Here is a 19,141-nt window from a genome sequence, read left to right as displayed (position 1 = left end):
AACTCACTCAACCCATTTTATATTCTGGCCAGAGCGCAGGGTCGAAACCTTCCAACATCGGTTGGATATGCTCGGACACACTCTGCCAACCACCAACGGATTTGGTTGAGATTTTGTTGCGAACCTGGTCGATACTGGCTGTTCTCACCTGCTTGGTGTTCTCTTCCGGGCGCATCATTGTCTCGTTCCACTCGATTTCGCAGAACGCGGCAACCTGTTGGCTGTAGGTTTTTGGATCGGCCACCAGTTTTTCGTAGGGGACCGTCAGAATTTTGTCGCCAAAGACGGCATCCCAATGGGCCATGTAGCGGCGGTACAAGTTCGCCGTGTGGGCGATGGATTTGAGGTTCGACGCATAGCGCATCCCGCCCGCCGGGAATCGTCTTATCCATTTGGACAAGCCGACATCGCGGGGGTCGCGCAGCATGTTGATGACCTTCGCATTGGGAAAGGCCGACAACAGGAAGCCCACGCGCTGAAAGTTGTGAGGCATCTTGTCGACAAACGCGGCAGATCCTTCGGGGATCGGAGGCATCAGCTTGCGAAACTCCTGCGCGAACTCGGTGGCGTTTGTGGCGTCGAAGGCCTGCCCCTTCTTCTCGAAATCACGCGACAAATCGGCCCCGACCGTAAGCTCTCCGCAACCAGCAATGTCAGGTGCGGAACTCAGCATCATTTCCATCAGGGTCGTGCCCGAGCGGGGTTGACCCAAAACGAAAATCGGAAGTGGCAACTCGTTTAGCCCGGAGTCCGGTATCTCGGCCCCGACAGGAAACAGGCTGGTGATAACTCGCAGTTTTTCTTCTTCTTCCCCGAAGTCGTACGGAAGCGATTCATGCTGCAGTGAATTGGCCCGGGCAAACTGCGGCAGGGCCGCGCCCAGCCCGTCGTTTTTTGCGATCGCATGCGCCTTGGCAAATTCAAGTTCCGAATGCGGTTCTTCACTATTTTCGATTGCAGCTTGGACTGCTTCCAAGAGTTCCGGAGCGTCTTCTTTGCTTATCATCGTCGACAGCTGCAGCAGGGCTGACACGTGCTCAGGGTTTTCGGCTAGAATTTTGCGCAAAATCGTCGTCGACCCCATTTTGTCACCGCTCTGGTGCAGGTTCACCGACTTCAAAAAGGCAATTTTTTCATCGTCTGGCGCCAACTTATAGGCGCGTGAGATATCGCGCGAGTTGTCATCAACAAATCCGATCTTCCCGAAAGCGCGAGCCCGCTTAGTCAAAAGGCTTACATTTTCCGGATCGCTTTCCAGCTTTTGGGTCGCGTGTTCGATCATGTTACGCCAATTGTGGCCCTTCAAATGGATCTCATCGAGGACGCGGTTCAACTCTTTGTTGTTGGGGAATTGTTCCAGCTTTTGCTCGGTATACTCCAGCGCCTTCGAAATCTGGCGGGTCTGCATCAGGGCATTTGCAAGGTTTTCCACGAATTGCGGATCATCCGGTTTCATCCGGGATGCTTCAACGAAATACGGTATGGACTTTTTGTATTGCTTCATTTCGGTAAGGACAAAGCCCGATATGGCATGGAAATCGGAATCCTTGGGGAATTTTTTGGCCCCGAGCTGCGCCTTTTTCAACGCCTGCTGCAGCTTGCCCGCGTCCAGAGCAGCCACCGCCTTGTTTTTTAGGGTTTTCGCTGTTTGATTTTGCATATGACCCCGTGACACCCTGTGCCTGTTTGCAACGATTATTGAAGGTTTTTTACCCATGTGCGGACGGTTTGCAATAACCCTTCCTAATGACGCGATGGCACAGCTGTTTTCTGCGCGACCGGCGAACACGCTGCCTGCAGTGCCCAATTTCAATGTTTGTCCGACAAATCAAGTGCATGTGGTGCGCGCCGGAGATTCCGGGCGTAGGTTGAATCCGCTGCGTTGGGGATTTCTGCCGCATTGGTATAAATCCGAGACCGCCGGGCCATTGTTGATCAATGCGCGCGCCGAAACACTGGCCGACAAGCCTGCTTTTCGCGCTGCCTGCCGCGAACGGAGATGCCTGATCGTTGCGACCGGATTTTACGAATGGACAAAGACAGAGCAAGGCGCTCGACTACCGTGGTATATTCATCGCAAAGACGGCGCGCCGATTGCTTTTGCCGGGGTATGGCAGGATTGGGGAAAAGACGATGCGCGGCAAGGAACCTGTGCCATCGTAACGACGGCTGCCAACCGCAATCTAAGCGTCATTCACCACCGGATGCCGCTGATCCTGGAGCCCGACGAATGGCCGCTTTGGCTGGGTGAAGTGGGTAGGGGAGCCGCACGTTTGTTGCAGCCCGGAGCCGAGGATGTGTTGGAGTTTTACCGCGTTGACCCTGCTGTGAATTCAAACCGGGCCAGCGGCTCGAACCTGATTGAGCCTGTCCCGGCTTGACGGAGCGCCTTTTCAATTGGGCCCACGCAGGATAGACCACTGACATGGCTCTGAAATTCACTGACCTGCCCAGCCTTTACGCGCATGATTTTGACACGGTTATCGATGTGCGCAGCCCGGCGGAATTTGCCGAAGACCATTTGCCGGGTGCCATCAACCTTCCGGTTCTGGACAATCAAGAACGCGCGCACGTGGGGACGATCTATGTTCAGCAAAGCCCATTTCTGGCGCGAAAACTGGGCGCGGCGCTGGTGTTTCGTAATGCCGCCTATCACATCGAGAACAGCCTAGCTCATCACGAAGGCGGCTGGAAACCTTTGGTCTATTGCTGGCGTGGCGGGCAACGGTCAGGCTCTTTCACCTGGATGCTGCAACAAATCGGCTGGAGAGCGGAGGTTGTTGAGGGCGGGTACCGCACCTATCGCCGGCTGGTGAAAAAATTTCTCTACGACAATTCCCTGCCGTATCGGATGATCGCGTTGGACGGTTATACGGGCACGGCCAAAACGGATCTTTTAACCCATCTGAAGGCGCGCGGAGTTCAGGTACTGGATCTCGAAGGGATCGCCAACCATCGCGGGTCTTTGCTGGGGGAAATGCCGGGCGGGCAACCCAGTCAGAAGGCGTTCGAGTCTGCGCTGGCTGCCACATTGTGCCTTTTGGACAGCGCGCGCCCGGTGGTCGTCGAGGCGGAATCTTCCAAGATCGGTTCGCTGATCCTTCCGCCGAGCCTTTGGGCTGCTCTGCGCGTCGCGCCGCGTGTTCAGATCAACGCACCTATCGAAGCGCGCATGGCTTACCTGGTGAACGCCTATGACGATATCCTGTCGGACGCAGACCGGTTACGAGACCGCCTGTCTCCGCTGCGGTTTCACAGGGGACATGAAGTCGTAGATGGCTGGCTTGCCTTGATTGACGCTGACGATAAGCAGGGTCTGACCCGGGCTCTGATGGAGCAGCACTACGACCCGGCCTATGCAAAATCCAGCCGTTCTAGAACTGCAGAAGTTATTGCCCGGATTGATGCGCCGACACTAGATGCGGCAGGGCTGCAAGACACCGCAGCGGATATTGAACGCGTTCTGGATCAGCTTTGAAGGCGCACCCCCGGGGTGTCGGTAAAATGGCCAATGATAACCGCCGGATAACCCGCTTGCCTCAAGTCTTCGCACAACCCATGCGCCTGATCTGCAGCGACTGCGGCCAGCAACCCTCCGGCGGTTTGCGGATCGAAAAGGAGATCGACTTTGTCGCCATGTGGCAGTTCAGGCACGACCGAGCGGTTATCGTTGTAAATGGTCGACCGTACGCCCTGCGCGCTAAGCTTCAACGCCCCGGCCATCAACGGAATTGTATCCAAATCGAGCGTGGCCCCACACCCTGAGGCTTCGCATATTCCCTGCAGGTGTCCGGCAAGACCAAAGCCGGTCACATCGGTCATCGCATGGGCACCGGCCAGAATGCGGGACGCCTCACCCTGCGGCTGCACCATTTGGCGGAAAGCATCGGCAATCCAGGCTCCATCGGCATGACCCGCCATTTCGGCGGCCATCAGCACGCCGCTGCCAAGAGGTTTGGTCAGTATCAGCGCATCACCCGGTCGCGCGCCCGACAGCGTGATCGGATCGCCCTCACACAGGCCGGTCAGGGTAAACCCGATGGTCATCTCGTCACCCATCGAACTGTGCCCGCCCACGATCTCGGCCCCGGCCGCGTCGATGACTTCACTGGCGGTGGTCATGATCTCAGCCATTGTGCGGTGCTGTAATTCGGGCGACATGCGCGGCAGGATGATTGTCGCGGTCGCGGCCTGCGGGCAGGCCCCCATTGCCCAGATATCCCCCAGTGCGTGAACGGCGGCGATACGTGCCATTAAAACAGGATCATTGGTGAAGCCACGCAGATGGTCCGTGGTCATGACTTGTTGCACGCCGCCGGTTGTCAGCAAGGCAGCATCGTCCCCGGGCAGTTGAGTGACGTCTGTGCGCCGCGGCGCTGGCAGATCTCTGAGTGCGTTTTGCAGAGCATTACGCCCGACCTTTGCGCCGCATCCGCCGCACATGGGCTTTTCGCCCAATGCCTCATGCAATCCTGCCGCATGGTGCCGTGGAAGGTCAGGGCGCGTCATCTGCGGCAGGTCCCTGAATTTGTTCATGAATGTCTGGTCGATGTGGTTCTTCCATTTCCACATTAACGGCCCGCTGAAAGATGTGCCAAGACGTTCGGCCAGCGCCGATTTGCCGCCCAGCGATATCAGTTTCAGGTAATCCTTCTGAGGCCTGTACCGGCGCATTCGCCCGGCTCCCAATGCCGCGCGCAAGTTATCGAACAAGACCGGCGCCTCACGTACTGCATATACGCCGGCCTTGGGTCTGGGGTTTTCGGACAAGTGGGCACAATCCCCTGCTGCAAAGATCGCAGGGTCGCTGGATTGCAGATGCCCGTTCACCCGAATGTACCCATCCTTTAGATCAAGCCCTGTCCGGGTGATCCAATCGTACGGGCGGGCTCCGGCGGCACCGGTCACGAACGAGGCCGGAATCTCGCGGCCATCCGTCAGGGCAATATGATCCTCACCGATACGTGCAATGGCGACGTTTTCGATCACGTCCACGCCCAGATCGGCCATCGCCCGGCGGATGGTCGCCGCCGCCTTTGCCCCGGTCGCAGTCAAGGCCGAGGCATTGTCGATCAACGTCACCTGCGCTGTCCGGCCTTTGGTGCGCAAGGCATGGGCCATGGCCATGACCAGTTCGACGCCCGCGACGCCGCCGCCGATCACAGCGACCGAGGCAGGGCCGGTGCCCTCCAGATATTCAGCCCATCGCGCCGCGAAGGCACCAAGGGGTTTGGCCGGGACCGCGTGATCGGCAAACCCGGGCAGGGCTGGCATGTCCGAAGTGATCCCCACGTTGACCGAGGCGACATCGAATTCTACCGGAGGGCGACCTGGCACATAAACTTGGCGGCGGTCTGTGTCGATCCCCTCGACCGGACCAAGAATAACCCGTGCGCCTGCGAAACGGGCCAGCCGCACAAGATCAATGTCCAGCTCCCACCTGTCGTAATGCCCGGCGACAAAACCTGGCAGCATCCCAGAGTAGGGGGCGGTTGGACCTGGATTGATCACAGTCACCAGCGCGCCGGGCAGAGGGTTCATACTCCATTTGCGCAATACAAGCGCATGTGTGTGCCCGCCGCCAATCAGAACCAGATCACGGGTCAGCGGTAGCGGAGGTTGGTGCATGGAATTCAGGTCTTGCTGTGGTCAGGGACATCTTCGACCTGCTCGACTGCATGGGTGGCCCAAAGCTCATCCTTGCCCGCATCCGGCAGATCGCTGGGCAATTCATGGCGGTGAATATGCCATTTGGCAATGAACAGGGCCGTGATCGGGGCAGTCAGGAACAGAAACAGCGTGATCAGCAGTTCATGCAGAGAAAGATGCTGTTCGATCAGTATTGAATGGAAGATCGATGCCAGCAATACTCCCCCCACACCCAGCGTCGTCGCTTTGGTGGGCGCATGCAGTCGGGACATCGGGTCTCTCAGCTTGATCATCCCATAGGATCCGACAAAGCCGAAAATGCCGGACACGATCAAGAAGAACGCGATCAGGAATTCGAATATGAAACTCATGTCGCCCTCACTCGATAATGTTACCGCGCAGCATGAAGCGCGCGTAAGCCACGGTTGAAACAAAGCCCAGCATGGCGATGATCATAGCGGATTCGAAAAATATCTCGGTTCCCAGCGCCAATCCGTAGAGGATTATCAGGGCAATGGTGTTAATGACCATTGTGTCCAGGGCAAGAACGCGTGTGCCGACCCCATCAGCGGTAATAATCCGCCACAGGCACATCATGATGGCGGCGCCGAAACAGGCAAAGGCAAACCAGATTGCAAAGGTGATCATTCGAATATCTCCTTCAGGCGACGCTCATAGCGGTGTTTGATCTGATCACGCACCGCGTCGGGATCGGGCGCGTCGACGCAGTGGACCAACAGATTGTGCCCGTGTGCTGACAGATCACTGCTGACTGTGCCGGGCGTCATGGTGATGGTCCCGGCCAGAACCGTGATCGCCTCGGGCGTTCGTAGCTCCAGCGGAACGCAGACCCAGTTGGGTTGGCGGTCGGCATCCCGTTTGAACAGGATGATCCGGGCGACCGTAATATTGGCTATTACGATGTCCCACAGCACCACAAGAATATACTCGACGATCATCGGCCAATTGCGCAGCTTAGGTCGGTCAGGCCAGTAGGGTTGGGTGATGAAGGGAATGATGATCCCGAGTATCAGCCCGAAGACCAGAGAATTCAGCGAAGGCGCGTTCGCCAATAGCATCCAAACCAGCGTCAGCAGGATAGTCAGATGCGGGTGGGGGAATATCCGATGCAGTAGTCTCATTACTCCTCTCCTCCCAATACGGCCGAGATGTAGTTTTCAGGCGTATATAACTGTTCTGCCGTTTTGCTAGCGTAGTTCAGTGCGGGTCCCGCGAACAGGGTCAGCAGAACAAGGCCCAGAACGGTGCCGAATACGGCAGTGAACGCAAGACCCGGTTGCGGTTCGGGTGCGGGTATTGCAGCAACGCCTTCGTCATTCTCCGGGTCCATTTCGGTGTTGTGTTGCGCGTCGTGACTTTTCCAGAAGATCAGTGAACCAGCGCGCGCCAGACCGACGATGGTGACGAACGAGCCGATCAGGATCACCGCCCAGATTGCATTCGCGTCCGGCGCGTTGCGCGCAGCATCCAGCACCAGCAGCTTACCGACAAACCCCGATAGCGGCGGCATTCCAGCCAGTGCGATTGCACCGACGAAAAACAGGGCCGCAATCAGCCCGCCCTGCGGCATCGGTGCCTTGGGGGTGATGGCACCGCCACGGCGTTCCATCACAAGGTCGGCCACCAGGAACAACAGCGCAGTCGCGAGTGTCGAATGATAGATGTAGTACAGCGCGGCAGCAGTCGCAGTTTCGGTAAACAGCGAAATCGCAATCAGCAGGGTGCCCATTGAGGCGATGGCGCAAAAAGCCACCATCCGCGCGATGTGCTGCGCGCCCAGAATGCCGATTGTTCCAACGGCCAGAGTCACTATCGCGGCCGGTTGCAGCCACGCGCCGACGAGGCCTTGCGTTGCCTCGACCTCGGGGCCGAAGCCCAGCGTGTACATACGCAGGATCGAATAAGCCCCGACCTTGGTCATGATCGCGAACAGGGCAGCGACGGGCAACGGCGCATTGCCATAGCTGGCAGGCAGCCAGAAATGTAGCGGCAGAACGGCGGCCTTGATGCAGAACACCAACAGCAGCAGCACAGCCCCCACGCGCAGCAGCGCGGTATCCTCGGCAGGCAATTCAGCCACGCGCACTGCCATATCCGCCATGTTCAGCGTTCCAGTCACCGCATAAAGCGTGCCCAGAGCGAACAGAAACAGGGTCGAACCCAACAAGTTGTAGGCCACATACTGCACCCCAGCCTTGAGCCGAACAGAGCCGCCCCCGTGCGTCATCAGACCGTATGAGGCAATAAGCAGAACCTCGAAGAACACGAACAGGTTGAAGGCGTCGCCGGTCAGGAAGGCACCACAGACGCCCATCAGTTGGAAATGGAACAATGCGTGGAAGTGTTTGCCCCGGTCGTCCCAGCCGGACGCGATGGCGTATAAAACGATGGGCAGGGCCAGTAGGGCGGTCAGAAGCACCATCATGGCGGACATACGGTCCAGCACCAGAACGATGCCAAACGGTGCGGGCCAGTCGCCCAGCTCATAGACCTGAATGTCGCCACCAGCAGCCTGCGCGGTGATGGTCAGGGCAATGCCCAGCAGACCCACTACACCCGCCACCGAGAAGATGCGTTGCAGGTCCAGATGGTAACGCAGAACCATGATGATGAACGGGGCCAGGATCGCGGGCAAGACGATCGGCGCAACGATCCAGTGGTTCATGCGTCTTCTCCTGCGCCGTCTACGCTGTCATGCGCGGTCATGTCGATATGATCATCCTTCGACGACAGATAGGCGCTGAGCGCGATCATCACGATCACTGCTGTCATCCCGAACGAGATCACGATGGCCGTCAGAACCAGCGCCTGCGGCAGCGGGTCCGTATATGTGACCTCTTCGTACTTGTTCAGAACTGCGGGCGCGTCCAGCGCCAGCCGTCCGGTTGCGAACAGGAACACGTTCACCGCATAGGTGATCAGGGACAGGCCCAGAATGACGGGGAATGTTCGGCGGCGCAGGATCAGGAAAATCCCTGCAGCGGTCATGATGCCTACGGCTGAGGCTACGAGCGCTTCCATCAGGCCTGCTCCTTCTCTTTTTCTTCTTCCGGAGGATCGTCCCGCAGCGGGTTGATATCCATCGGGAATTCCTGTGCCATACCCGGCTGCCATGCAAAGCGCGACAGGCTGTCCAGCGCCAGCATCACCGCGCCGAGAACTGCGAGGAACACGCCGGTGTCAAACAGGATGGCAGTTGCCCATTCGAACTCTTCCAGCGGCGGCCAGTGGATGTAGCCGAAATCACTGGTTAGGAACGGACGTTCGTTGAACCAGGCGCCCAGACCGGTGGCAGCCGCAATCAGGACACCCCAGCCGATTGTGCCGTGATAGTAAAATCTCTGCCGCTCAATGGCCCAGGTATATCCGCTGGCCATGTATTGCATCAGGAACGCAATCGCGACGACCAGGCCGGCGATGAACCCGCCGCCCGGCTGGTTATGACCCCGGAAAAAGATATAGGCGCCGACCATCAGCGCGATTGGCATCATTACCCGTGTCGCCACGACCATCATCAGCGGATGCGAGTCCCCCGATTGCGGCCAATGCGGTTTGCGGTTCAGCAGATAGCCGCGAACGTTCGAGCCCAGAACGGACTCGGTCAGGGCAAAGATGATCAGTGCGGCGATGCCCAGAACGATGATTTCGCCAAATGTATCAAAGCCCCGGAAGTCCACGAGGATCACGTTGACCACATTGGTGCCGCCGCCACCCTTGTACGAATTGGCCAGATGGAAATCCGAGATCGTTGGGAACGCGAAATCCCGCATCATCAAAGCATATATCAACGCGCCGGAACCGATCCCCGCTACGACCGAAATTGCAGCATCGCGCCAACGCCGCGCCGCGCTGCTGTCCCAGGGTGTATCCGTGGGCAGGAAATTCAGCGACAGCAACAGCAGGATCATCGTAACCACCTCGACCGAGATCTGCGTCAGAGCAAGATCCGGGGCCGAGAGATAGTTGAACGCCATCGAAACGATCAGGCCGACAACGCCGATCAGCACCAGCGACAACAGCCGGTTGCGGTGGAACCACATGATCGCCAGCGTTGCGCCCACAAGGCAAATCCAGCCGATGACCGGGATGATCGGCGCGGGCAGAGGCACGCGCGTAACAGGGCCGATTGAACCGGTGGAGTAAGCGTAATAGCCCAGCCCGATCGTGAAGGCGATCATGATGATGGCGTAACGGCTGATGACGCCGTTGTGCAACGTGTCGGTTACCCAGCGGCTGAGAGTTGTCAGGACCCCGATAATGGCATCAAAGATCGTCTTGGCTTCGGGCCGGGGCAGGGCATTCCACAGTTGTTCGCCGCGACGATGCAGCGCCAGCAGAAATAGGCCGCCCAGTGTCGCAACGGCCGACATGTACAGCGCAGGTGTGAAGCCATGCCACAGTTTCAGCGAATAATAGGGCAGTTTCTCTCCGCCAATCACAGCGCTGGAAACAACTGCGACCAGAGGGCCAACGATGGCGTTCGAATACAGGCCGATCAGGACGACCAATACCACGAGGAATGCAGGCGCGAGCCACAAACCGACCGGAGGATCGTGCGGATGCGCAGGGTAGTCGTTGCGCTGCGGCCCCAGAAACACGTGGCTGACAAAGCGGAAGGAATAGGCCGCCGAGAACAGCGCTGCCAGCAAGGCTAGACCGGGAACCAGATAATGAGAATGCAGCCATGTAGTGTGGACCGTTTCCTCAAGCATCATTTCCTTGGACAGGAAGCCGTTCAGCGGAGGAAGCCCGGCCATGGACAGAGCGGCAATTGTTCCCATGGTAAAGGTGATGGGCATCAGCTGACGCAAACCGCCCAGACGTTTGATGTCTCGGGTCCCGGTTTCGTGATCCACGATCCCGGCGGTCATGAACAGAGCACATTTGAAAGTCGCGTGATTGATAATGTGGAATATCGCTGCGACTGCGGCAATCTTGGTGCCAAAGCCCAGCAACATCGTCACCAGCCCCAGATGCGAGACGGTCGAAAACGCCAGCAGTGCTTTCAGATCATCCTTGAACAGGGCGATGCAGGCTCCGATCAGCATCGTCACCAGGCCGGTGGTCGCGACAATATAGAACCACGCATCCGTACCCGCCAGAACCGGCCACATCCGCGCCATCAGAAACAGCCCGGCCTTCACCATCGTGGCCGAGTGCAGATAGGCGGAAACCGGCGTTGGTGCGGCCATCGCGTGGGGCAACCAGAAATGAAACGGGAACTGCGCCGATTTAGTGAAACAGCCCAGCAGGATCAGGATCAGAGCGGGCATGTAATAGGGCGAGGCCTGAATCAGATCTTTGTTCTGCAGGATGACACTCAGGTCATATGATCCCACGATATTGCCGAGGATCAGCATCCCCGCGATCATCGCCAACCCGCCGGACCCGGTGACGGCCAGCGCCATGCGGGCGCCCTGACGGCCTTCGGGCAGGTGTTTCCAATACCCGATCAGAAGGAATGAGCTTAGAGACGTAAGCTCCCAGAAAATCAGCAAAAGAAGGACGTTGTCGGACAGGACAATTCCGACCATCGCGCCCTGAAACAACAGCAGATAGGTAAAGAACTGCCCCATCGGGTCCTCGCGCGACAGGTAAAACCGCGCATAGAGGATAATCAGCAACCCGATGCCAAGGATCAGCCCGGCAAACAGGAACCCAAGCCCATCCAGCATGAAGTTCGCGTTCAGACCCAAACCCGGTATCCAGTCGAACCGAGCAGTAACAACCTCACCGCGCATGATTGCGGGAATGTGTATCAGCAACCCCATAAGTGCCAGAAAAGTGGTCAAACCCGCCGCAGAAGCGGCTGCATTTCGTCCTGCCCTGATCAGTAGGGCTGGAAACACAGCGCCGAGAAAGGGAAGGGCCGCGATTAGGAATAGGGACAAGTGCGATACTCCGTTCTGGGCGGTCAAAGTGGTATTGATTTTGTAAGGATAATTTTCAAAGTGTCCAGCTATTGCAAGTTTTTCACTTCGTATTTGGGCGATGGACCGGTCGGAATTTAGGGTGGGAATAAATGACGCGAACTTGATCTGATGCCTGAATTTCGACGCGGAAATGAGCCGCGGGTTGTGATAGAAGCATCACTGCGGGACAGCAGAGTTTAGTGAGGCAGATAAGGTGATCCGAACGCGAAGATGGGTTCTTTTGGGTGGCGGCGCCGTTTTAGCCGGTGGCTTTGCTGTCCGGGAATACCGCCTGATCCCTCCGGACTACACAGGCGGCAAACTGACTGTTGCCAAAGCACACAATCAGGCCTTGTCGGGCGACATTCTGTTGGTTGACATTCGGACGCCCAAGGAATGGCAGGCTACAGGCGTGGGCGAGGGCGCACACCCGCTGGATATGCGCCGGGATGATTTCATACAGGCGTTGGTGCTGCTTACCGGTGGAAACCGGGATGCTCCTGTTGCGCTGATCTGCGCGCGCGGGGTGCGTTCTGCCCGGATGAGCAACAGGTTGACCGAAGCTGGATTCACAAACGTCATCGACGTGCCCGAAGGGATGCTGGGCTCGGCCGCCGGGCCGGGGTGGGTGCGAGCCGGATTGCCGGTTCAGCTCGATAATGGGGGAGCAGGATGATCCGAGAACTGACTCTGGCGACTGGTCTTGCGCTGGTCGGCCAAGCCGGCTTTGCGGCATGCGCCGATCAGGACGGCATGTGTGTAACGGCATCGGGCGGATATCACATCGAACTGCCCGAGGCCGAAAATCCGCCGCTGGTGATGTTTCTGCACGGGTACGGAGGTACGGCCACCGGGACCTTGAAAAACCGAAGCATGGTCGAACCATTGCTGGCGCGCGGCTATGCGGTGATGGCTCCGGAAGGGTCGGAGCGCAACGGTCGCCAAAGCTGGAACTTCTTTCCCGGATGGGAAGGGCGCGACGAAAAGGCTTTTCTGATCGAGGTGGTTCAGGACGCCTCGGACCGGTTCGGGATCGATGCGGATCGTGTTGTTCTGGGTGGTTTTTCGGCAGGGGCATTCATGGTCTATTACCTCGCCTGTGCAGCACCGGATACATTTTCAGCCTACGTGCCCGTATCGGGCGGGTTCTGGCGACCGCATCCCGAAGCGTGCGATGGCCCGGTGCGCCTGTTCCACACTCATGGCTGGACCGACAACGTTGTACCGCTGGAAGGGCGCATTCTGGGCGGAGGGCGTTTTCATCAGGGCGATATCTTTGCCGGCCTTGAAATCTGGCGTGTGGCGAACGAATGCGTTGATACCAAACCCACAGGCTTCAGCGCCACAGGTCAGTTTATGCGCCGCAGATGGACCGCCTGCGCCGAAGGCGGCGCGCTGGAATTCGCGCTGTTTCCCGGTGGACATGGCGTGCCCAAGGGCTGGGCGGACATGATGGTCGATTGGTACGAAGGCCTGCCGGGAGGCTGATCACTCGGCAGGGGTCATGATACCTTTGCCCTCGATCAGCCGCTTCAACTCATTCCGGTGACGCCGGGCCGAGCGGGTGATCGCGGGTTCCTGGAAGTCTTCCTTCATGCCGACCATGCGGCGCGCGGCACCTGCTGACACGCCACTGAGTGCAGACAGAGGAATTGCCAGCGCAAGGCTGATGGCAATCGGGGCCAGCCAGATCGACACAAGCCCGGACAGGATGCCAACGCTCAGCGCGATGCCGCTGACGGTTTCCAGCATGTGGCACAGGATCAGTGTTTGCAGGCTGTATCTGCCGCCATCCCGCGCCTGAGGAGACCAACCTTTCTGGAGACCCAGAGCGGTGCGGAATACGGCGATCATCTGCTGCACCATCAGGATCGGAGCATAGAGGATCGACAGAATAACCTCGGCCAGGAACGAGGTCAGGAACTTGGGTGCACCACCAAAATCAGCGTATCGCACGCCGCTGAGCGGCAGGGCCAGAACACCCAGTACCTTGGGGGCCAGCAGCATGGCGTACATCACCAGAATGATCAGCACGTGACGGGTTTCCGACATCTCGGGCCATTGCGGGAACATCGGGTTGTCGGGGCTGAAATAGTGCAGGACCGAGGCGTCCTCGCCCTGACCAATCAGTGCCCACATCACCAGCAGCGCAAACCACAGCGGCGACATCAGATACCCGACCGCTCCGTGGAACATGTGGAACCGTGACACGGCGCGGAATCCGACCGAGCCCAGCAGTTTCAGGTGTTGCAGGTTACCCTGACACCAACGGCGATCGCGCAGGGCATGATCGATCAGCGTGGGCGGCGTTTCCTCGTATGAGCCTCGGATACGGGGCAGGAACCGCACGCCCCATCCGGCGCGGCGCATCAGACCGGCTTCGACGAAGTCGTGGCTCATGATCAGCTTTTCCTGACCATTGAGGGCTCGCAACTTTGGCAAGCCCGCGCAATTGGCGAAGGCCGTGGTGCGAATGATGGCGTTATGGCCCCAGTAGTTGCCCTCCTGGCCGCACCAGCGGGCGAGTCCTTCGGCAAAGGCGATGCCGTAAACGCCGTTGGCAAATTGCTGCATCCGGGCAAAGACCGACTGAGCACCGATCAACTGCGGATAGCTCTGGATCAGGCCCGCGCCGGAATCGCGCGCCAGCGCATCCGTTAGGCGCACGATGGCCCGACCGGTCATCAGGCTGTCGGCATCCAGCACCAGCATCGCATCCCAATCCGCACCCCAGCGGCTGACCCAGTCGGCGATGTTTCCGACCTTGCGGTCTGTGTTTTGTTCACGACGGCGGTAAAACAGTTCCAAATCGGGCGCGAGGGTCGTGCGCAATGCCTCGATACTGGCCTGCTCCTGCGCCGCGATCTCGGGATCACGGGTGTCCGACAGGATGAACATGGCGTAGTGGTGCTGCCCGCCTCGCACACGAAGTTCTTCCAGCATGGTGCGGGCATTGCCCAGCACGTTCCAGGGTACTTCGTTATACACCGGCATCAGCAGTGCCACGCGCAGGGGATGCGGGCGGCCAGCGCGTTTGGGTTGTTCCTGTCGGGACAGGGATATCATACCCAGCAGGACGGTACAGACCGTGAAGGAAATCCAGAAGAAGTTGAACGAGATCAGCGCCAACAGGATGGCTTCGATCAGGTTGATCCCTTCCGCTCCGAACCAATCGGTCATGATCCAGAACAAGCCCAGCGTAGCTGCCATCGCAGGTGAAAATGCCAGCGCGCGCCAGAATCCGGCTGATCGCCGCTTGCCTGCCTCCGGCACCTGCGCGTCATGGAACCCCGCGCTGAAATCCTGCGCGGGCATGGCCAATGGCGCCTCGGGCGGCATGATATGAAGATCCCGGTTCATGAGGTCCAACGGTAAAGCCAAACCTCAGAGGCCGGCTGTTTGTCCTTCAGCAACTGCGCGCGCAGCTCGACATGGTTCCGGTCGCCGGGCTCGAATGAAAATGCCAGCCGAAGACCGCCTGTGTCCGGGTTGCGTTGCAGAACACCTTCGGATGTTTCGGCATGGGGCGAATTCACAAAGATCGTCATCGCCTCAGGATCTTCAAACAGCTCGCTGGCCTCAAAGTCGATGACCGCCAGACGACCTTCGCCGAAGGTGTTTTCACCCATTGCGGTATTGATCACGCGCGGCATGGGGGTGCTCTGAGGTTCTTCTCCCCAGATAAGGCGATAGGACAACTCGACCTGGCTACCTGCCGGGTACGGTTCCATCGGGCGCCAATAGGCGACTATGTTGTCATAGATTTCCTGATCGGCTGGGATTTCGACCAGCGTGACTGATCCCTTGCCCCAGTCGCCATTGGGTTCAACCCACAGACCCGGGCGCTTGTGGTAGTTCGCTTCAAGATCCGCGTAATCCGAGAATTCCCGTTTCCGTTGCAACAGGCCAAAGCCGCGGGGATTCATGTCGACGAAGGAGGAAATCTGCAGGCGTGTCGGGTTTGCCAGAGGCCGCCACAGGACCTCTCCTGCGCCGTTGCGGATCAACAGCCCGTCGCTGTCGTGCACGGAGGGGCGGAAATCGTCGAACCGGCTGTGGTTGGTCTGATCAAAGAGGAACATTGATGTGCCAGGCGCGATGCCCACATGGGTCAGCTCTTCGCGCGGGAACAGGGTGGCCTCGATATCCATCACGCAATCGGAGCCGGCTGTCACGTTGAACCGATAAGCACCGGTCACGCTGGGGCTGTCCATCAACGCGTGGACCACCATGTCACGCTGGCCCGGTTCGGGACGTTCCAGCCAGAAGCGGATGAACTCGGGAAATTCCTCTCCATCCGGATCTCCGGTTTTCAGCGCGAGACCACGGGCGGACAGACCGTAGACCTCATGCAGGCCGATGGCACGGAAATAGCTGGCCCCTTGCCAGACGCAGAACTCGTCGGTTTTGCCCGGGCGATGCATTTCAGTGCGCAGACGCAGGCCGGAAAATCCCAATGTGTCGTCTACGGGCAGTTCGGGCACGTCCTCGGACTTGTCGAACATCGCGAGGTCAAAGGGCACCGGCGAGGCCATCCCGTCTTCAACCATCGACACTTTAACGGTGCGCGGGAAGTACAAGCCCGGCGTAAAGAAATCGACGTTGAATGGCGTTTCGGTCTCGTACCACAGGGCGCGATCCAGCCGGAACCGGATCGAGCGGTACTGCTGATAGGTCAGGTCCTGCCATTCCTGCGGAACCATCTCGCGTTCCGCATAGGGGCGGCTGGCCAGATCACGGGCCAGCGCGATGACGTCGTTGCGAGCAAAGGGGACCTTGCCACCAGTGGCGAATGTGGCTGGCGCGAAAAACAGCGCCGAAGTCGTGGCCAGAAATGCGCGACGTGAAAAGTTCATTTTTTCGTCTTCCAGGGTTGAGACTTAAACCAGGCGGCCAGATAAGCCACGCCGATGATCATGGCAAAGCCAATCATGTTGGCGATGAAAACACTGGCAACATCCCGCCCGCTCAGGTCCAGGCCGACGCCGATAAGTCGCGCTGCTGCCATCGAAAATACGAATACCGCCAGCGATTGCTGCCCAACCTTGGTGATCACGGTCAGCAGAAACTGCCAGACTTTGGCGGCCGCACCATGACCGGTTGCGATCAGGCGATGGCCATGCTCACCCGCTGCGACCCACCCCAGATAGGCCAGCGACAGGAAATGGAGATAGCGAAACAGACCGAAATCGGTCTTGTCGCGGAATTCCTCTGTGAGGGGCCAGGCCTTGCGGATTTCTACCGCCAGGTCAGGGGCGGCGGCATTGACCCAAGTGAACACTTTCCACGAGCCGAAGGGCATAGACAGGATCAGAAACAGTGCAGCCACCCAGATCAGCGTCTTCGATACCGGAGGCGCAGGGATCCAGCCGCGCATGAAGGCAAAGCCAGTGAAGAACAGCAATTGCCAGCCGAAGGGATTAAAGAACCACTGACGGTCGGACCACGGTTCAGCAGGCAGGGCCAGTACGCCGGTTTGCGCGACCAGCCAGATCGCGACCGACGTCGTAGCGACCGCCCAGAATCCGATGCGCGACAGGCCCATGAACAAGGGCATCATCGCCAGAACCACGAGGTACATCGGCAAGATGTCAAAGTAGTTCGGCACGTAGGTCAGCGTAAACATTCCGATGATCTGCGGAGCCGGGTCGTTGAAGAAATGCTGCAGGTTCAGGGACGAAATATATGTTTTCTCGAACAGGCCGGTCTGATCCAGTGCCGCCATGGACATGGCGACAAAGAAGAACAGGCCGATATGCGCCCAGTAAACCTGCCAGATGCGGAAGGAGACACGCGCCGTGCCCAGCCACCAGCCTTTACGCATGAACGCCCCGCCAAAGGCGATGGCCGAAGCCATGCCCGAGCAGAACACGAAGATCTCGGTGGCATCGGAAAACCCGAACCGTGCCGGAATCCATTTAGCCCAGGGGTCATTCGGAATATGCGCGATCAGGATAATGAACATCGCAATGCCGCGATAGAAATCCAGTCGCGGATCGCGCGTACTAGCAGGGGCGGCCGCCGAAGCGGTCACCGGAGCAAAATCAGAAGCGGGCGATAAAGTCGCCATACGTTTTCTGTCCTTCTTGGTCTTTGTTTTTGTTATTCGGCCGGGACGCTTTGTGCGTCTCCGTTGTCGCGTGCCGCGTCAATCAGTGCGCGGCGTGCCAAGGCGTAATTGTCCTCGCCCCCGGCGCGTTTGGCGCGGCGGTCGTCCAGGATGCGCTCGACAGCATCCAGTCGACCAGCGCGCAAGCCGGAATCTATCGTGATGCGCTCGAAAACATCACGTTGGGCGTGGCTGCCACCTGCCAATTGCATAGAGCCGCGCGCGGTCGACAAAAAGTCGAAGGCGGCACCGTAAAGGCCGTCGCCAAAGGCCTCAAGTCCTTTGGCCGCCGCAACGCCCGGGTCGGACATGCGGACCGGGGTATCCCCCTGATTGCGTTGCGCGTCCTTCTGGATGCGCTGCAACATCTTGCCGGTTGCGTCGGTTCGGTTGTCGCCTGTCAGCGCCAGCAAATAGTGAAGATCGGCAAAGATCAAACAACCGTCTTCGGTCCGGGCAGCGCTGAGATCGGCCAGTTCCTCCCAGCGGTTGCCGACGTCGACACCTTCAAGCTCAAGCCGCGACAACAGCGAGGTTGCGTTTGAGATATCCCGGTAGTCGTCGGTTTTGTCCTGACGAATGTACTGGTCATAGAGCTCCATCACCTGATCGACCTGACCCAGATCCAGATGCATCAGCGCCTTGTGCCACCAGACGTGATAGCGAAAGTTGTTGCAATGTGCCCAGGCATCCTCGCGCCCTGCCAGCCAGTCCAGGCCCAATTGCGCGTTGCCCGTCATTTCATGCACATGCGCCACGGCATGCAGGCCCCAGGCATCATCCGATACCATCCACAAAGCCTGGCGACCGGCGATTTCGGCCTTTTCATAAGCGGCGGTTTCTTCCAATGCGAAGGAATGGCAGCCCAGCAGATAGCCGCGCCCTGCGTGGTCAGGGGCATAGGCAGGCATCACTCGTTCGATGGACCGGCGCATGCCTGCGGAATCGCCCAGAACAAAGCGCGTGGCGTGGCTGAGCTTCATCGCCAGAGTATCCTGCGGGTGAGAGCGCAGGATCTCCTCAAACTTCTGCACCGCCTGCGAGGGCAGATCAGCCAGATACAGCCCCAGCGCCTCGACATACTTTCTTTCCCGCTCTGAGACCGGCTGCCGTTCCATCGCGCTCTGTGCGTCCGACAGGGCCTCGACCGCGACTGCTGTCATCTCTCGCCGTCCCAGCAGAACCATGAATAGCCCCTTGACCGCATGACCCAGGGCAAAGTCAGGCTCAAGCTCAAGAACGGTGCCCAGATGCTGCGGAGTGATGGCCGCATGCGCCATGAACCCAAGCAGAACACCATTCCACGCCTCGACACATGCCGGCTGGCTGAGGGTGTTCATCTGTCCGAAAACGTCTTGTTTCATGCCTGTGGTCCGATCCAATTGAGAATTTCTACGCTATTCGATTTAGCAGAGACTCTGGCGGCGTCGTATCAGTATCGGCCTTGCTC

At 58.8% G+C, this 19,141-nt stretch carries 16 protein-coding genes; 4 read left to right on the top strand and 12 right to left on the bottom strand.

Annotation, left to right across the window (positions count from 1 at the left end; genetic code table 11):
• Positions 1-7: 7 nt before the first annotated feature.
• Entirely contained in the window at positions 8-1,660 is a 1,653-nt protein-coding gene (locus GOX66_RS17830) for a tetratricopeptide repeat-containing sulfotransferase family protein (RefSeq protein WP_170764127.1), read from the bottom strand.
• A 55-nt stretch (positions 1,661-1,715) separates the two neighbouring features.
• Between GOX66_RS17830 and GOX66_RS17825 the strand changes: the two genes are divergently transcribed.
• Positions 1,716-2,381, top strand: a complete 666-nt coding sequence (locus GOX66_RS17825; protein WP_170764126.1) for an SOS response-associated peptidase — start codon at positions 1,716-1,718, stop codon at positions 2,379-2,381.
• Between the two features lie 44 nt (positions 2,382-2,425).
• On the top strand, positions 2,426-3,478 hold the full coding sequence (gene mnmH, locus GOX66_RS17820) for a tRNA 2-selenouridine(34) synthase MnmH (RefSeq protein WP_170764124.1): 1,053 nt from the start codon (positions 2,426-2,428) through the stop codon (positions 3,476-3,478).
• Here the strand turns inward: mnmH and selD are convergent.
• Genes selD through GOX66_RS17785 form a run of 7 tightly spaced genes read right to left on the bottom strand, consistent with a single transcriptional unit; the run spans position 3,469 to position 11,561 of the window.
• Positions 3,469-5,628 (bottom strand): selenide, water dikinase SelD, encoded by a 2,160-nt coding sequence (gene selD / locus GOX66_RS17815; protein ID WP_170764122.1) that lies wholly within the window; start codon positions 5,626-5,628, stop codon positions 3,469-3,471. The genes mnmH and selD overlap by 10 nt on opposite strands.
• A 5-nt stretch (positions 5,629-5,633) precedes the next feature.
• Positions 5,634-6,020, bottom strand: coding sequence for a Na+/H+ antiporter subunit G (locus GOX66_RS17810; protein ID WP_170764121.1), 387 nt, complete (start codon positions 6,018-6,020; stop codon positions 5,634-5,636).
• Between the two features lie 7 nt (positions 6,021-6,027).
• Positions 6,028-6,297, bottom strand: coding sequence for a K+/H+ antiporter subunit F (locus tag GOX66_RS17805; protein ID WP_170764120.1), 270 nt, complete (start codon positions 6,295-6,297; stop codon positions 6,028-6,030).
• Positions 6,294-6,791, bottom strand: a complete 498-nt coding sequence (locus GOX66_RS17800; protein WP_170764119.1) for a Na+/H+ antiporter subunit E — start codon at positions 6,789-6,791, stop codon at positions 6,294-6,296. The genes GOX66_RS17805 and GOX66_RS17800 overlap by 4 nt, the downstream gene beginning before the upstream one ends.
• Positions 6,791-8,335 (bottom strand): monovalent cation/H+ antiporter subunit D, encoded by a 1,545-nt coding sequence (locus GOX66_RS17795; RefSeq protein ID WP_170764118.1) that lies wholly within the window; start codon positions 8,333-8,335, stop codon positions 6,791-6,793. The genes GOX66_RS17800 and GOX66_RS17795 overlap by 1 nt, the downstream gene beginning before the upstream one ends.
• Positions 8,332-8,691: a Na+/H+ antiporter subunit C gene (locus tag GOX66_RS17790; protein ID WP_170764117.1), complete on the bottom strand. Its 360-nt coding sequence runs from the start codon at positions 8,689-8,691 to the stop codon at positions 8,332-8,334. The genes GOX66_RS17795 and GOX66_RS17790 overlap by 4 nt, the downstream gene beginning before the upstream one ends.
• The gene (locus tag GOX66_RS17785; protein WP_170764116.1) at positions 8,691-11,561 is read right to left on the bottom strand and encodes a monovalent cation/H+ antiporter subunit A; all 2,871 of its coding nucleotides are present in this window, start codon (positions 11,559-11,561) and stop codon (positions 8,691-8,693) included. The genes GOX66_RS17790 and GOX66_RS17785 overlap by 1 nt, the downstream gene beginning before the upstream one ends.
• 235 nt (positions 11,562-11,796) lie before the next feature.
• On the opposite strand from GOX66_RS17785, the gene GOX66_RS17780 reads away from it, so the two are divergent.
• Together GOX66_RS17780 and GOX66_RS17775 are read left to right on the top strand one after the other, a co-directional pair.
• Entirely contained in the window at positions 11,797-12,258 is a 462-nt protein-coding gene (locus GOX66_RS17780) for a rhodanese-like domain-containing protein (RefSeq protein WP_170764115.1), read from the top strand.
• Complete coding sequence (locus tag GOX66_RS17775; protein WP_170764114.1) at positions 12,255-13,070, top strand: CE1 family esterase; 816 nt, start codon at positions 12,255-12,257, stop codon at positions 13,068-13,070. The genes GOX66_RS17780 and GOX66_RS17775 overlap by 4 nt, the downstream gene beginning before the upstream one ends.
• Here the strand turns inward: GOX66_RS17775 and mdoH are convergent, their stop codons facing one another.
• From mdoH to GOX66_RS17755, 4 genes are read right to left on the bottom strand one after another with little or no spacing between them, the layout of a single operon-like run.
• Positions 13,071-14,942, bottom strand: coding sequence for a glucans biosynthesis glucosyltransferase MdoH (mdoH, locus tag GOX66_RS17770; protein WP_170764113.1), 1,872 nt, complete (start codon positions 14,940-14,942; stop codon positions 13,071-13,073).
• Entirely contained in the window at positions 14,939-16,438 is a 1,500-nt protein-coding gene (locus tag GOX66_RS17765; protein WP_170764111.1) for an OpgD/OpgG family glucan biosynthesis protein, read from the bottom strand. Before GOX66_RS17765 ends, mdoH begins: the two co-directional genes overlap by 4 nt.
• A complete protein-coding gene (locus GOX66_RS17760) occupies positions 16,435-17,652 on the bottom strand; it encodes an OpgC family protein (RefSeq protein ID WP_170764109.1) in 1,218 nt (405 codons plus the stop codon). The genes GOX66_RS17765 and GOX66_RS17760 overlap by 4 nt, the downstream gene beginning before the upstream one ends.
• Positions 17,653-17,684: 32 nt before the next feature.
• Positions 17,685-19,055 carry a tetratricopeptide repeat protein gene (locus GOX66_RS17755; RefSeq protein ID WP_170764107.1) on the bottom strand — a complete coding sequence of 457 codons (1,371 nt, stop codon included), beginning with the start codon at positions 19,053-19,055 and terminating at the stop codon, positions 17,685-17,687.
• Positions 19,056-19,141 lie beyond the last annotated feature (86 nt).

The organism is Ruegeria lacuscaerulensis, assembly GCF_013031245.1.
GTDB classification, from domain to species: domain Bacteria; phylum Pseudomonadota; class Alphaproteobacteria; order Rhodobacterales; family Rhodobacteraceae; genus Ruegeria; species Ruegeria lacuscaerulensis_C.
Note: the sequence above shows the minus strand (reverse complement) of the source record. Positions and strands in the feature narration are given on the sequence as shown.

Coding starts and splice junctions, on each gene's coding strand:
- GOX66_RS17755 (WP_170764107.1), bottom strand. CDS start 19,055: ATGAAACAAGACGTTTTCGGACAGATGAACACCCTCAGCCAGCCGGCA.
- GOX66_RS17830 (WP_170764127.1), bottom strand. CDS start 1,660: ATGCAAAATCAAACAGCGAAAACCCTAAAAAACAAGGCGGTGGCTGCT.
- mnmH (WP_170764124.1), top strand. CDS start 2,426: ATGGCTCTGAAATTCACTGACCTGCCCAGCCTTTACGCGCATGATTTT.
- GOX66_RS17790 (WP_170764117.1), bottom strand. CDS start 8,691: ATGGAAGCGCTCGTAGCCTCAGCCGTAGGCATCATGACCGCTGCAGGG.
- GOX66_RS17775 (WP_170764114.1), top strand. CDS start 12,255: ATGATCCGAGAACTGACTCTGGCGACTGGTCTTGCGCTGGTCGGCCAA.
- mdoH (WP_170764113.1), bottom strand. CDS start 14,942: ATGAACCGGGATCTTCATATCATGCCGCCCGAGGCGCCATTGGCCATG.
- GOX66_RS17805 (WP_170764120.1), bottom strand. CDS start 6,297: ATGATCACCTTTGCAATCTGGTTTGCCTTTGCCTGTTTCGGCGCCGCC.
- GOX66_RS17800 (WP_170764119.1), bottom strand. CDS start 6,791: ATGAGACTACTGCATCGGATATTCCCCCACCCGCATCTGACTATCCTG.
- GOX66_RS17795 (WP_170764118.1), bottom strand. CDS start 8,335: ATGAACCACTGGATCGTTGCGCCGATCGTCTTGCCCGCGATCCTGGCC.
- GOX66_RS17760 (WP_170764109.1), bottom strand. CDS start 17,652: ATGGCGACTTTATCGCCCGCTTCTGATTTTGCTCCGGTGACCGCTTCG.
- GOX66_RS17765 (WP_170764111.1), bottom strand. CDS start 16,438: ATGAACTTTTCACGTCGCGCATTTCTGGCCACGACTTCGGCGCTGTTT.
- GOX66_RS17825 (WP_170764126.1), top strand. CDS start 1,716: ATGTGCGGACGGTTTGCAATAACCCTTCCTAATGACGCGATGGCACAG.
- selD (WP_170764122.1), bottom strand. CDS start 5,628: ATGCACCAACCTCCGCTACCGCTGACCCGTGATCTGGTTCTGATTGGC.
- GOX66_RS17810 (WP_170764121.1), bottom strand. CDS start 6,020: ATGAGTTTCATATTCGAATTCCTGATCGCGTTCTTCTTGATCGTGTCC.